The organism is Flavobacterium sp. RHBU_3 (genome assembly GCF_046613565.1).
In the GTDB taxonomy this organism is placed as follows: Bacteria; Bacteroidota; Bacteroidia; order Flavobacteriales; family Flavobacteriaceae; genus Flavobacterium.
Window position 1 is genome coordinate 18,357 of the sequence record NZ_JBKJHC010000005.1, and the last position, 13,869, is coordinate 32,225.

Consider the following 13,869-nt stretch of genomic DNA (forward strand, 5'->3'; position numbering starts at 1 on the left):
TCCCCTCATTTTCAACCCATGCAATAATCCGGTTTACCGTATTTACCCCTTACTTTTTTGCGGCCAGGGTATGCCGTTTATCAGGGTATTCATGCTTTCGGTGCATATATCCAGGTACGATGCTATAAGGGCAGGGGGCACCCTGTGGCAAAGCGTGGGCCTTTTGTTCATTAAAGCGGCGTAGCGTTCTTCATCGCTTAGTACCATGTGGTCGGCTATTTGTTTTTGCATGGCCTCTATATGGCGTTGTACCAGTAGTTCGGTCATGTCGTTAAACGCAGGTATTTCTATGCACAGCTGCTCAAAAACGTTGTTTTCTATGTATATAAGGGTGGTGTCTTCCAGTGCCGTTACGGTAAACGGCATGGGCGATTGTGTAAGCAGGCTTTTGCGGTCGCCCACCCAGTAGTTTTCACTGCTAAAACCTATTACTTTTAGTTGGTTATCCAGGTCCAGGGTGTGTTTGTACACCAGTCCGCTGCACACAAACCCATTGTAAAACCAGTAACTGCCCTCGGTAAAAACCGTTTCACCTGCGGGTATGGTGTGTTGTTCGCATACACGTTCTATTGCATCCAGCTCGGCTGCAGTGAGGTATACTTTGCTAAGCAGATAATCTTTAAACAGTTCGAACATTGGTTTTTAGTTTGGATACATTGAAATTACTAAAAATTAAGTGTACAGAGTACGTTTTTTCTTAAAGCTTTCTTAAAAATATTTTTTTAAGGTTGCTTCATCCATTTCCAGGTATGTAGCTATTATGTGTAGCGGTGCTCTGTGGCCTACTGTGGGGTATTTGGCTTTAAAAGCTTCTATTTTCTGCTCGTCTGTAAGCAGCTGGTTTTGTAAATGTTTTGCCCTTGCGTTAATGTTTCGCTGTATCAGGTTGTCCATAAAGTCGCTAAACGGAGCTAACGATACGCATAATTTTTCAAAATCATCGCGCTGTATCAGTACAAAATCTGTGGGTACTATGGCTTCTACAAATAATGTTGCGGGGTTTCCGGTAAGTGAACTCTCCCTATCGCCGGTCCAGTGGTTTTCGGGGGCAAACAGTATGGTTTTTTCATTGCCCCAAACATCTATAAGGTATTCACGCGCCAGCCCACTGGCCACAAAAGCATTGTATTGCCACAAATCGCCGGGTACTACAAGCTTTTCACCTGCGGCAAGGCTGCGGTATACGCATACTTTTTCTACCGCGTTGAGGTCGGTCGGGGTAAAGGTGGCCTTAGTGCTCAGGTAACTTCTTAATTTGCTGAACGACATGTGGTTTGCAGTAATGGGATGTATCACAAAATTACAAATAAAGTGTGTGGAGTGTACATGGATTGTTACAAATGTTTTAACATTGTTAAACTTCTGTCAAATCAAGGCTTCAAAAATAAGCATTGACTAATTTTTCCGTAACTTTATTGTACAATTTTTAACAAACAAGTATTATGTCATTACTTAAAGATAAAGTGGCTGTGGTGTCTGGTGCCGGATCGGGCATAGGACGCGCCATTGCCGAAACCTACGCCAAAGAAGGCGCTAAAGTGGTTGTAACCGATATTAACGAAGCCCATGGCGAAGAAACCGTGGCTGCAATTAAAGCTGCCGGTGGCGAAGCTTTTTTCATTAAATCAGATTCGGGTAAAGCCGAGGATAACAAGAAGCTCGTTGAAGCTATTGTGGCCAAATACGGCAGGCTCGATGTAGCCTGCAACAATGCCGGTATAGGAGGCCCTGCTGCGCTTACCGGAGAATATCCGCTGGATGGGTGGGATAAGGTTATAGCCGTAAACCTGAGCGGTGTGTTTTATGCATGCCATTACCAACTGGAACAGATGATGAAAAACGGTGGCGGTAGTATTGTAAACATAGCCAGTATACACGGTACCGTGGCAGCACCTATGAGTGTGGCTTATACAGCTACCAAGCACGGTGTTGTGGGGCTTACCAAAAATATTGCCGTGGAGTATGGCCAAAAAGGTATACGCTGTAATGCCGTAGGTCCCGGTTATATAGCCACTCCGCTACTGGATGCTAACCTTACCGACGAAATGAAAGCGGGTATTGCAGCAAAATCGAGTATGAACCGCCTGGGTACACCTCAGGAAATAGCTGATCTTGTTACTTTTTTAAGTTCGGATAAATCGTCGTTTACTACCGGAAGTTATTTTATAGCAGACGGAGGATATACGGCAGTGTAAAAAATTAGCAGTTTTTGTTTATAAAAGAAGGAGGCTCACGTTACCACGCGCGATGCCTCCTTTTGTTTAAAATAGCACTACTTATTTTAAATTGTAAAAACGGGGCACAATCATTTCTCCCGGACGTTTGTGCCCCCTAATAGTTTTTACCTAAACTACTTAGTGTTGTAAACATACTAAATTATTTCTGAATACTCAATGTTTTTGTTAAAAAACATAATTATGAAAAAATATATTTTCGTTAATAGCAATATTTTTTTGTTAAAATCGGTAACCCGGTTATTATTTGTAGGTTAAAACTTAAAATTTAGATTTTTTCAACATTTTGCCAAATAAAAAAAGTTGTAAAAATTTCGTATTCAATAAAAAAACATCTTTATTTGAAGTGGGAAATGTTTTTTAAATGGAGATTAAAGATTTGCTTATTGCCAAAAGCAAGGAAGCACATGGTGCCTTTTTACCTCATATATCTATAGATTGTGTGGTTTTTGGGTTTCATGGCGGTTCCTTGAAAGTATTGCTTACCCGTATGAAAGGCCAGCAATACTGGATGCTGCCGGGCGGTTACCTGGGTAAAGACGAGGAGCTGGAACATGCAGCTACCCGTATTTTACAGGAACGTACCGGGGTGCCAAACGTATACCTGCAACAATTCCGTATTTTTAGCGGTTTACAACGTTCGGAAGCCTTTTTTGATGGTTATCCGGAAGATTTGTGGCACAAACAACGGTTTTTAACCGTGGGCTTCTTTGCACTGGTAGATTACAGTGCGGTGCAGCCTATTATGGATGAGTATTCGGATGCGTGCGAATGGAAGGACCTGGATGCTTTGCCGGAGCTTATTATGGACCACAAAGGCATAGTATGCGAAGCGCTGATACAAATACGCCGAGGATTAAACTTCAGGCCGGTGGGGTACAACCTGCTGCCCGAGGAATTTACCATGCCCGAACTGCAACGCCTGTATGAAGCCATACTGGGCAAGCAGCTAAACCGTGGTAACTTTTACCGCAAGATGATGGCTTACGACATTCTTGATAAAATGCCCGAACCGCGCAGGGGAGGAGCACATAAGTCGCCTAACCTGTATAAGTTTAACCTGGAGCGCTATACTGCTGCGCTTGAGGACGGACTTAAAGAGGGCTGGTAAAAACTAAAAACTTAATGTTACCTATAAACAGAAAGAGCGCTTATTATTAAGCGCTCTTTCTGTTTATATAGGTGTAGATTTTACCTCCAGTAGTATTCCAGTGCCTGCGGGAACAAAGCAATTGCAAGGTTCAGCGCTATGGCAAGTACTGCTACAGCTGCGTATGCAAAAGGTACTTTGGCAGGTACAGCTTCTGTAGTAGGCTCTTCATCTTTAGTGTACATGGCTATGATTACTTTAAAGTAGTAGCCCGCACTGATTATAGAGCTTATTACGGCAAATATTATCAGGATAAGCGTAGGCATAAAGCTGATGTCCCTGAAATGGCCTTTTTCCAGTACCTGTGTAAACAGGAACATTTTAGCCATAAAACCTGCAAATACCGGGATACCCGCCATAGAAAGCAGTGAACCCGTAAGTATAGCCGATAGTAGTGGCTGTTTTTTACCAAAACCGTTAAAGCTGGTTATTTCCTCGTTGCCTTTAAGTTTTACAACGCTTATTATTACTGCAAAGGCAGCAATACCGGCAAGGGCATAAGCAGCCGCGTAGTAGAACAGGTTAAACTCGGCTTCGCTTTGCGATACAAATTGAAGGGCAAGCAGCATATAACCCGCGTGTGCTATACCGGAGTAAGCCAGCATACGCTTTACATTGGTTTGCTTCAGTGCTATAAGGTTACCTATTATCATAGACAACACAGCAACAATGTTTATGGTAGTTATGTACCCTGAAAGTTTTGGGTTAAGCGATACAACCAGTTTAAAGAAAGCACCCATGGCAGCTACTTTGGCAAGGGTACTCATGGTAGCGGTAGTAAGCGCAGGCGAACCTTCGTATACGTCCGGTGCCCAGAAATGGAACGGCACAGCCGCCACTTTAAACATTAGGCCAATGAATATCATCATAGAACCCATGGCAAACCATGAGTTTAGTGCTTCGCGGTTAAGCGTGCCTATGTAAGTAAGGTCAAACGAGCCTGTAGCACCATATATAAGTGCAATACCAAACAGGATAAAGCCCGATGCAAACGATCCCATAAGGAAGTATTTCATACCGGCTTCGTTACTTTTTACGTTTTTCGGTTCGCTTGCAGCAAGTACGTACAGCGCTATAGACAATACCTCTATGCCCAGGAAGAACATAGAAAGGTTGTTAAAGTTTACAAGTGCTATGGCACCGGTAAGCAGGAATATTTTTATCGATACAAAATCAGATATCTTAGCCTTGTGCTCGCTGTGGAAATTTGGCGTAAGCGAAATAAGGAATGCCGCCAGTACTATAAACAGCCCTGTAAAAAACAGGCCGTACTTAGTGCTGATGAACATATTGTTTAGCGCAGCCTCATTTAACTGAAGCCCCGGTAATAGTGTTTCTGCCTGGCCGCTAATTTTTAATGCTACATAAACAAGCGCAATAAGGAGCCCTATAACCGTAACCGGTACTATGGCTTTCCTCAGGTTAAAAATTTCAGCTACAAGGCAAAAAATACCTAATCCTGCAATAGCTATTAAGATCTCCATTATGAATTATATCGGTTTATGTAAAATAAAACTTTCTCTATCTCCGGCTGTATAAAATCGGTAATCGGTTTCGGGTGAAGACCGAAGAATATCAGCACAGCTATAATGATCACAAAAGTAAGGCCTTCGCTAAAGGTAACATCGGCAAATGGCTTAGCGTTTGTTTCGCCCAGCATTACCTGCTGGAACATCCTTAGCATATAAAATGCACCCAGTATTATGGTAGTACCACCCACTACGGCAAGCGCTATGTGTGCTTGTGCAAGGCTGTACAGCAACTCAAATTCACCTACAAAGCTAAAGGTACCCGGTAGGGCTACAGAAGCCATAACCAGTATCATAAACATAGAGGCAAACTTAGGAGCCTGAGGGCGTATACCACCCATTTCGGCTATTTCCTGTGTGCCGTAACGGCGCTCTATAACTTCGGCAGCAAAGAATAAACCTACTACGCTAAAGCCGTGAGCCAGCATTTGTATAAACGCACCACGAATACCATCGGTAGTAAGGGTATAAGCACCCGCTGCAATAAGGCCTACGTGCGCCAGCGATGAATACGCAAGCAGTTTCTTTATGTTTGTTTGTTTAAGCGCCAGTATAGAACCATAGATAACACCTGCAAGGCACAGGCCTACTACAATAAACTTGTTTTGCTCGGCCGCAAACGGCGTTATAGGCAATTGCCAACGCACGATGCTGAACAGTGCCATCTTTAGCATAATACCCGAAAGGAGCATGGTACCTACAGCCGGGGCTTTTTGGTACGTATTAGCCTGCCATGTGTGGAACGGTATTATAGGGGTCTTAATGGCATACGCCAGGAAGAATGCCCAGTAAATCCACTGCTGCTCTTTAGCCGAAAGGTTAAGCGCATACAGGTGCAGGTTAAGGAACGAGTGCGACTTTTGGTACAGGTACACAAAAGCAAACAGCATAAACAGCGAGCCTGCAAATGTGTATATAAAGAATTTGATAATTGCTTTTTTGCGTTCTTCGGCATCGCCACCACCCCATGTAAGTGCTATGAAGTAGATAGGGATAAGCGATACTTCCCAGAAAATGTAGTAAACAATACCGTCTACAGCAAGGAATGAACCCACCATGGCAGCGGCCATAAGCAGTATCAGTGCATAGAAGGTACGCGTACGCGGGAACAGGTTACCAAATGACGAGTACACAATAATAGGCGTAAGTGCCGTGGTTAGTGCCGTCATGGTAAGGCTAAGCCCATCGGCCTGAAGGCCAAAAACAATATGCGGTTTCCTTGACCACAGGAAGTGGAAACTTACCGTTTGGTCTTGGGTGAATAGATAGATTACGCCAAGCGTAACTGCAAATGCAGCCACACTGAAAAACAGCGCTGCTTTAGAGGCAAACTTGTCGCCTACAAACCAGGTGGCCAGCGCCCCTACAAGTAAAATGATTAGTATTAATGCTACGTTCATCAGTGTAAATTATTTTGCCAGAAACAGGAATATATAGCCAAGTATAGAGCACACGCCCAGTACAAATACAAGCAGGTAGAAACCTACGCTGCCGTTTTGCAGTGTTTTGCCCTCGCTGCCCAGTATACCGGCAAGCTTGCCCAGGCCAAACACCAATCCCGAGATGGCCACTTCGGTAACATTTTTAAAGAAGCTGCCTATAGCGTATATCGGTTTCACGATAATGGCCATATACAGTTCGTCTACGTATAGTTTATTGTAAAGCACTTTGCTAAGTCCTGCAAATTCTGCATCGGCAGGCGGTACTTCACCTTTACTGTTGTATTTTGTATAAGCAATGCCTATACCTATCAGTGCACCTATTACTGCTACACCCATTAATGCATACTCTGTAGTACCCAGTTCGTGGTGGGCTGCAGGATGTGCCATTATAGGGGCAAGGTATTCGTTTAGCCAGCTATGTCCCGGCAGGCTTATAGCACCACCCACAAGTGCAAGGATAGCAAGCACTATAAGCGGGAAGGTAATAAGAGCAGGCGATTCGTGCAGGTGGTGTTTCTGCTCTTCTGTACCGCGGAAATCTTTATAGAATGTAAGGTACAGCAGGCGGAACATATAAAACGCCGTCATTATAGAAGCTAATGAACCGATAACCCACAGCACAGGGTTGTGGTGGAAAGCGGTCATTAGTATTTCGTCTTTAGAGAAGAACCCTGAGAATGGTGGTAAGCCCGAAATGGCAAGGGTAGAAATAAGGAAGGTAGCAAAGGTAACTTTCATTACTTTGCGTAGGCCGCCCATGTTTCGCATATCCTGTTCGCCACCCATAGCGTGGATAACCGAACCCGAACCAAGGAATAAACATGCCTTAAAGAACGCGTGTGTTATTACGTGGAATACGGCAATTTCGTAAGCACCGAAACCTAATGCAAGGAACATAAGCCCCAGCTGCGATACGGTAGAGTATGCCAATACCTTTTTAATATCGGTTTGTACAAGGCCTATAGCAGCCGCTACTAATGATGTTACAGCACCTACTATGGCTATTACTTCAAGCACATCAGGGGTAAGGTTAAACAGGAAGTTTAGCCTTGTTATCATAAATATACCTGCGGTAACCATGGTAGCCGCGTGTATCAGTGCCGATACCGGGGTAGGACCCGCCATCGCGTCCGGTAACCAGGTGTACAGTGGTAGCTGGGCACTTTTACCACATGCACCTATAAACAGGCACAGTGTAGCTATGGTAAGCCATGCCGTATCGTATTTCCAACCGTTGTTAAGCTCGGTTTTAATTACGTCGTATTCTGTAGTATGGAACAGGTAAGCAAGGATAAAGATACCTATAAGGAAACCAAGGTCACCTATACGGTTCATAATAAACGCCTTTTTGGCGGCATCATTATAATCCTGGTTTTTGTGCCAAAAGCCGATAAGCAGGTACGAGCAAAGCCCCACGCCTTCCCAGCCAATGAACATTATTAATAGGTTGCTGCCCATAACCAGCGTAATCATAAAGAATACAAACAGGTTTAGGTAAGCAAAGAATTTGTGTACGTTTTCGTCATCGTGCATGTAGCTGATAGAGTACATGTGGATAAGCGTACCTATACCGGTAACAAACATTAACCACAGCAGCGAAAGCTGATCCAGCTGGAAGCTGAAATCTACGGTAAAGTTAGCCAGCGTAAGCCATGGGGCTACATTGATTTTTACGGGTTGTCCGTCGCCCAGCACCTGTAAAAAGAAGGTAAGGGTAATACCGAAAGTCGCAGCAATGGCAATGGTGGCAATCCAGCCCGCTGCATTATGTACGAGTCTTTTCCCGAAACGAATGTTGAAAAGAAACCCTAAAAAGGGTATTATTAAGAGTAGTAAGGCCAAATTATTATCCATCGGGCGTTATCCTTTTAGGTTCTTGAGGTTATCAATATCAATGTTTTTCAGGTTGCGGTATATGGCTACCAGTATGGCAAGCCCCACGGCAACTTCGGCAGCAGCTACCGCCATGGAAAAGAATACGAACACCTGTCCGCTGGCATCCTGGTGGTAGGTAGAAAATGCTACAAGAAGCAGGTTTACTGCGTTTAGCATAATTTCTATAGACATGAACATGATGATGGCATTTCTCCTGAAAAGTACCCCGAATGCCCCTATGCAGAACAGTACTGACGAAAGCAGCAGGTAATTTTCAATGCCTATTTGCTGTAATATATTTTCCATATTAGCTGTTGATGTGTTCTTTTTTACTTAGTAATACTGCACCTATCATAGATACAAGCAGCAGTACAGAGGCAAACTCAAACGGTACCATGTACTCGTTTAGCAATACCTGTCCCAGTACCTTAATGCTCTGGAAATCCTTGCCCGAAGCTTCGTACCCGTTTATTACCGGTTGCGATTTTATAAAAGTAGCCAGCAACACAAGGCCTAAAAGCCCTGCTGCACCGGCAGCTGCCACGCGCGATAGTATGGGTTTGTGCTGTTCGTCTTCCTTGTTAAGGTTCATAAGCATTATGGTAAACAGCATAAGGATCATGATGGCGCCCGAGTATACTATAATGTGTACTATACCAAGGAAATCTGCATCAAACATAAAGTAATGCCCTGCTATAGAAAAGAAACAAAGTACTAAGTAGATGGCGCTGTGAATAGGGTTTTTGCTAAGGATGGTAAGCAGAGCCGTAGCAATAGTAATGGCCGATAGTATGTAAAATAACGTTATCATCTTAGCTTGCTGTCTGAGTTTGAGTGTTCCTAATGGCTGCTTCAAGCGGCATTACCAGCTTGTCTTTACCAAAGATAAAATCTTCCCTCTGGCTTTGAGACGGTACCCATTCCTGGCTCTTTGTAAGGTAAATAGCCTGCTTAGGGCAAGCCTCCTCACACAGTCCGCAGAAAATACAACGAAGCATGTTTATTTCATATATCTCGGCATATTTTTCCTCGCGGTACAGGTGCTTTTCGGCAGGTGTACGCTCGGCAGCTTTCATGGTTATGGCTTCGGCCGGGCAGCTTAGTGCACACAGTCCGCAGGCAGTACAGCGCTCGCGTCCTTCGTCATCGCGCATAAGCATGTGGCGGCCGCGGTATACCGGGCTTAGCTCGCGCTTTTCGTCTGGGTATTTAATAGTAACCTTACGGGTAAAAAGGTGGCTCAGGGTAATCTTAAGTCCCTTAGCTATAGCCACAAGGTAAAGGCTCTCCCAGAAGTTCATCTTCTTGTTTGAAACCTCTTTCTTGCGTCCCGATAATGATAGCGTTTCTATTGACATCTCTATTTATCTTTATTAGCCCCGGGGGGCAAATCTTTATCTTACTCTAAATTATAGTTGCCCGTCGGCAAACAGAATAACAATAGCTGTTATAACAATGTTTACAATAGCCAGCGGTATAAGCATCTGCCAGCCCAGCCTCATCAGCTGGTCATAACGGAACCTTGGTATCGTCCAGCGTACCCACATGTAGAAGAATATGAAGAAGCATATTTTTCCAAACAGTACAAATATACCAATGATGTTAGCAATGTTGCTACCCAGTGCAGCCGCAGCCTCATCCATAAAAGGATAGTTATACGCACCAAAGTACAGTATAGAAAGGATGGCAGAACTGATGAACATTGAAGCATATTCGGCAAACAGGTAGAAGCCCATTTTCATAGACGAATACTCTGTGTGGTAACCACCTATCAGCTCGGCCTCACACTCGGCAAGGTCAAACGGGGTACGGTTAGTCTCTGCAAACGAACATACCAGGAAGATAAGGAACCCTACCGGCTGGTAGAACACGTTCCACTTAAACCCGTGCTGTCCTTCGGCAATGTGGCGTATGCTCAGTGAGCCGTCCATCATTACAAGGGCTATAAGCGCAAGGCCCATGGCTACTTCGTATGATATCATTTGAGATGAAGCACGCATGGCACCCATCAGCGAGAATTTGTTGTTAGAGGCCCATCCGCCTATCATAATGCCATACACACCTACTGATAGTACACCAAATACATATAGCATGGCAATATCAATATCAGTAGCCTGTAGCTGTACTTCGCGACCCATAATGGTAAGGCTTTTTCCCCACGGAATTACGGCGCTGGTCATTAGCGCTGTACTCATAGAGATTGCCGGCCCTACAATAAACAGGAACTTGTTTGGCGTATTCGGGAAGAATTCTTCCTTGGCAAACAGCTTAAGGCCGTCGGCAAGTGGTTGTAGTATACCACCTTTACCGGCGCGGTTAGGGCCTATACGGTCCTGAAACCAGGCGGCAATTTTACGCTCGGCCAGTGTTTCGTACATGGCAAAAAGCATGGTTATGGCAAAAATTACCACAATGAAAACGCTTTTTTCTATAATAATAGCGGTGTCCATTTCTTTGTTTAAAGTTTAAGGTTTCAGGTTTTTTTCCTGTTCGTTCCTCAAAGGGTTTTTAATAGTTCCCTTTTTTTAATACTTGTGCTTCTTCCGGTTTCAGGGGTACTTCGGTCATACTTATCTTATGGCGGTCTGCGTCCCTGCCCAGTAGTATGTGTTTTTCGGTGCCTATTTTTACCGGCTCTATCTTGCGGGTATAGTTGTTTTGGTTAATAACCGAATCTTTCTCAAACTTACGTGGGCCTTCTATTGTCCAGTCGGTTACGTCTTTATGGTCAAAACGGCATTCGTTACAAATAAACTCCTCTACCTCGTGGAATTCGTCTTTACGTGCTGTAACCCTTTGTATTTCGTTACCAAACATCCATAGGGTGGTTTTACCGCAGCACTTGTCGCAATCGCGGTGTGCGTTGTACGGCTTGTTAAACCATACCCTTTGCTTAAAGCGGAAGGTTTTATCGGTAAGGGCACCTACAGGGCATACATCAATCATGTTACCCGAAAACTCGTTGTTTACCGCCTTGCTTATGTAGGTAGAAATTTGGGCATGGTCGCCACGGTTCAGTACGCCGTGTACACGTCCGTCGGTAAGCTGGTCTGCCGTCATTACACAACGGTAGCACAGTATACAACGGTTCATGTGTAGCTGTATGTTCGGGCCTATGTTCTCAGGCTCAAAGGTACGTTTGTCCTCAATAAAGCGCGTTTTGGCAGCACCGTGCTTAAAGCTAAGGTTTTGCAGGTCGCACTCACCGGCCTGGTCGCACACAGGGCAATCGAGCGGGTGGTTTATAAGCAGGAATTCGGTAACGCTCTTACGCGCATCAAGCACCCTTTCAGAAGTGATGCTTTTTACCTCCATGCCGTCCATACAACCGGTAACACAAGAGGCTACCAGCTTAGGCATAGGGCGTGGGTCGGCTTCGCTACCCTTGCTTACCTCTACAAGGCAGCAACGGCATTTACCACCACTTCCTTTTAGTTTAGAATAATAGCACATGGCAGGCGGAACACTTTCGCCGCCTATTTTGCGCGCAGCCTGCAGGATGGTGGTTCCTGGTTCTACGTCTATTTCCTGGCCGTCTACTGTTACTTTCATCAGAATTTTGGTTTGAAAGTTTCATGTTTCATGTTTCAGGTTTCCCATCGGCATGTACACTACAACCTATATTTTTGAAATCAGCTGTCTTTACGACTTTCAGACTTCAGACTTTATGACTTAATTAAACTGTTTGTTTTGCCACAAGGTGCCTTACCTTCTCAAAAGGTTCGTGTACAAAGTGGTCTTTATCTTTAATCCTTTCAGGGAAACGCACGTGGTATTCAAACTCCTCCCTAAAGTGACGGATAGCAGCAGCTACCGGCCATGCAGCAGCATCGCCAAGTGGGCAAATGGTATTACCCTCTATCTTACGCTGAATGTCCCACAATAGGTCGATATCCTCCTCGCGGCCGTGGCCTGTTTCTATACGGTGCAGTACTTTTTCCATCCATCCGGTACCCTCACGGCATGGCGAACACTGTCCGCAGCTTTCGTGGTGGTAAAAACGGCTAAAGTTCCAGGTATTGCGTACCACACAGGTAGTATCGTTATATACAATGAAGCCGCCCGAACCCAGCATAGAGCCGCTTGCAAAACCACCTTCAGAAAGTGATTCGTAGCTCATAAGCCTGTCGCCGCCTTCGGCATTTTTAAAGATAAGGTGAGCAGGAAGGATAGGCACCGAAGATCCACCGGGGATAAGTGCCTTAAGCGGACGGTCGTCCATCATACCGCCCAGGTATTCGTCTGAGTTCATAAACTCATCTACGCTAAGGCCAAGCTCAATTTCGTAAACGCCCGGGTTTTTACAGTGGCCCGATGCCGAAATTAGCTTAGTACCTGTACTGCGGCCAATACCTATTTTAGCATATTCTGCTCCGGTATTGTTTACAATCCACGGCACTACGGCTATAGATTCTACGTTGTTTACCACGGTAGGGTTTTGCCACAAACCGCTAATAGCAGGGAATGGTGGCTTTATACGCGGGTTACCACGCTTACCTTCCAGCGACTCTATAAGTGCAGTTTCTTCACCACAAATGTAGGCACCGCCACCGCAGTGTACAGCAAGGTCTAAATCCCAACCTGTGCCCAGTATGTTTTTACCCAGCCAACCGGCTGCGTAAGCTTCTTTAATAGCAGTTTCCAGTATGCGGTATACCCACATGTATTCGCCACGGATGTATATGTAACTTTGGTTACAGCCCAGTGCGTAGCTACTGGTTATCATACCCTCAATCAGTAGGTGAGGGATGTACTCCATAAGGTAACGGTCTTTAAACGTTCCCGGTTCAGACTCGTCGGCATTACACACCAGGTGGCGTGGCTTGCCCGATTTCTTGTCTATAAAGCTCCATTTCATTCCGGTAGGGAAACCCGCTCCACCACGACCACGAAGGCCGCTGGTTTTTACTTCTTCCACCACCTCGTCTGGCGTCATGCTCTTAAGCGCTTTTTCTACCGAGCGGTACCCACCATGCTGGCGGTACACCTCATAGGTTTTTATACCCGGTACGTTAGCGTGCTCTAATAATATCTTTTGTCCCATTGTTATTGCGAAATGGAAAGTTTATGTAAATCTATTTTGCCCGCGCGGCAGTCTTCAATCAGCTGATCCATTTTAGCGGTATCCAGCTTCTCGTAGTAGTAGTCGCCCAGCTGAAGCATAGGAGCATAACCACAGGCACCTAAACATTCTACACCTACTACGGTAAACATACCATCGGGGGTAGTTTCGCCCACGTTTATACCCAGCTTTTGGCAGGTATAGTCCATAAGGTTTTCGGCACCGCGAACCATGCAGCACGATGTGCGGCAAAACTCAAACATGTACTTACCTATAGGCTTTTGATTAAACATGGTATAAAAGGTAACCACCTCATACACCTCAATAGGTTTTATGCCCAGTATTTCGGCTACTTTATCCTGTAGTGGTACGCTAAGCCAGTTGTCGTGCTTGTCCTGTACCTCATGCAGTACCGGCAGCAGCGCGCTTTTCCTTTTTTCGGCAGGGTAGTGGCTGCACAGCTCTTCTATCCTTGCCGAAAGCTCGGGCGTAATGTTTATGTCCTGATGTATGTGACTAACTTCCATACTCTTTTTCTTCTATGTTCTATTTTTTATTTTAAATGTTGAATTTTAAA

At 44.8% G+C, this 13,869-nt stretch carries 14 protein-coding genes; 2 read left to right on the top strand and 12 right to left on the bottom strand.

Going from position 1 to position 13,869, the window contains the following annotated elements; genetic code table 11:
* Positions 1-42: 42 nt before the first annotated feature.
* Positions 43-636: a Crp/Fnr family transcriptional regulator gene (locus tag ACLI1A_RS08345; protein WP_411408064.1), complete on the bottom strand. Its 594-nt coding sequence runs from the start codon at positions 634-636 to the stop codon at positions 43-45.
* A 72-nt stretch (positions 637-708) separates the two neighbouring features.
* Complete coding sequence (locus ACLI1A_RS08350; RefSeq protein WP_411408066.1) at positions 709-1,269, bottom strand: Crp/Fnr family transcriptional regulator; 561 nt, start codon at positions 1,267-1,269, stop codon at positions 709-711.
* A gap of 173 nt (positions 1,270-1,442) precedes the next feature.
* Here ACLI1A_RS08350 and ACLI1A_RS08355 point away from each other — a divergent pair, with 173 nt between their 5' ends.
* Positions 1,443-2,195: an SDR family NAD(P)-dependent oxidoreductase gene (locus ACLI1A_RS08355; RefSeq protein ID WP_411408068.1), complete on the top strand. Its 753-nt coding sequence runs from the start codon at positions 1,443-1,445 to the stop codon at positions 2,193-2,195.
* A 403-nt stretch (positions 2,196-2,598) separates the two neighbouring features.
* Positions 2,599-3,345, top strand: coding sequence for an NUDIX hydrolase (locus ACLI1A_RS08360; RefSeq protein WP_411408070.1), 747 nt, complete (start codon positions 2,599-2,601; stop codon positions 3,343-3,345).
* 80 nt (positions 3,346-3,425) lie between these two features.
* Here ACLI1A_RS08360 and ACLI1A_RS08365 read toward each other — a convergent pair whose 3' ends face one another.
* From ACLI1A_RS08365 to nuoE, 10 genes are all read right to left on the bottom strand, one after another.
* Positions 3,426-4,868: an NADH-quinone oxidoreductase subunit N gene (locus tag ACLI1A_RS08365; protein WP_411408072.1), complete on the bottom strand. Its 1,443-nt coding sequence runs from the start codon at positions 4,866-4,868 to the stop codon at positions 3,426-3,428.
* Positions 4,868-6,313 (bottom strand): complex I subunit 4 family protein, encoded by a 1,446-nt coding sequence (locus tag ACLI1A_RS08370; RefSeq protein ID WP_411408074.1) that lies wholly within the window; start codon positions 6,311-6,313, stop codon positions 4,868-4,870. The genes ACLI1A_RS08365 and ACLI1A_RS08370 overlap by 1 nt, the downstream gene beginning before the upstream one ends.
* Before the next feature lie 9 nt (positions 6,314-6,322).
* Positions 6,323-8,209 carry an NADH-quinone oxidoreductase subunit L gene (nuoL, locus tag ACLI1A_RS08375; protein ID WP_411408076.1) on the bottom strand — a complete coding sequence of 629 codons (1,887 nt, stop codon included), beginning with the start codon at positions 8,207-8,209 and terminating at the stop codon, positions 6,323-6,325.
* A gap of 6 nt (positions 8,210-8,215) precedes the next feature.
* A complete protein-coding gene (nuoK, locus tag ACLI1A_RS08380; protein ID WP_411408078.1) occupies positions 8,216-8,536 on the bottom strand; it encodes an NADH-quinone oxidoreductase subunit NuoK in 321 nt (106 codons plus the stop codon).
* A gap of 1 nt (position 8,537) precedes the next feature.
* Positions 8,538-9,041, bottom strand: coding sequence for an NADH-quinone oxidoreductase subunit J (locus tag ACLI1A_RS08385; RefSeq protein ID WP_411408080.1), 504 nt, complete (start codon positions 9,039-9,041; stop codon positions 8,538-8,540).
* Between the two features lies 1 nt (position 9,042).
* On the bottom strand, positions 9,043-9,588 hold the full coding sequence (gene nuoI, locus ACLI1A_RS08390; protein ID WP_411408082.1) for an NADH-quinone oxidoreductase subunit NuoI: 546 nt from the start codon (positions 9,586-9,588) through the stop codon (positions 9,043-9,045).
* Between the two features lie 51 nt (positions 9,589-9,639).
* Positions 9,640-10,680: an NADH-quinone oxidoreductase subunit NuoH gene (gene nuoH / locus ACLI1A_RS08395; protein WP_411408084.1), complete on the bottom strand. Its 1,041-nt coding sequence runs from the start codon at positions 10,678-10,680 to the stop codon at positions 9,640-9,642.
* A gap of 58 nt (positions 10,681-10,738) precedes the next feature.
* Positions 10,739-11,782: a 2Fe-2S iron-sulfur cluster-binding protein gene (locus ACLI1A_RS08400; RefSeq protein ID WP_411408086.1), complete on the bottom strand. Its 1,044-nt coding sequence runs from the start codon at positions 11,780-11,782 to the stop codon at positions 10,739-10,741.
* Between the two features lie 124 nt (positions 11,783-11,906).
* Positions 11,907-13,274: an NADH-quinone oxidoreductase subunit NuoF gene (nuoF, locus tag ACLI1A_RS08405; protein ID WP_411408088.1), complete on the bottom strand. Its 1,368-nt coding sequence runs from the start codon at positions 13,272-13,274 to the stop codon at positions 11,907-11,909.
* 2 nt (positions 13,275-13,276) lie between these two features.
* Positions 13,277-13,819: an NADH-quinone oxidoreductase subunit NuoE gene (gene nuoE, locus ACLI1A_RS08410; protein ID WP_411408090.1), complete on the bottom strand. Its 543-nt coding sequence runs from the start codon at positions 13,817-13,819 to the stop codon at positions 13,277-13,279.
* Positions 13,820-13,869 lie beyond the last annotated feature (50 nt).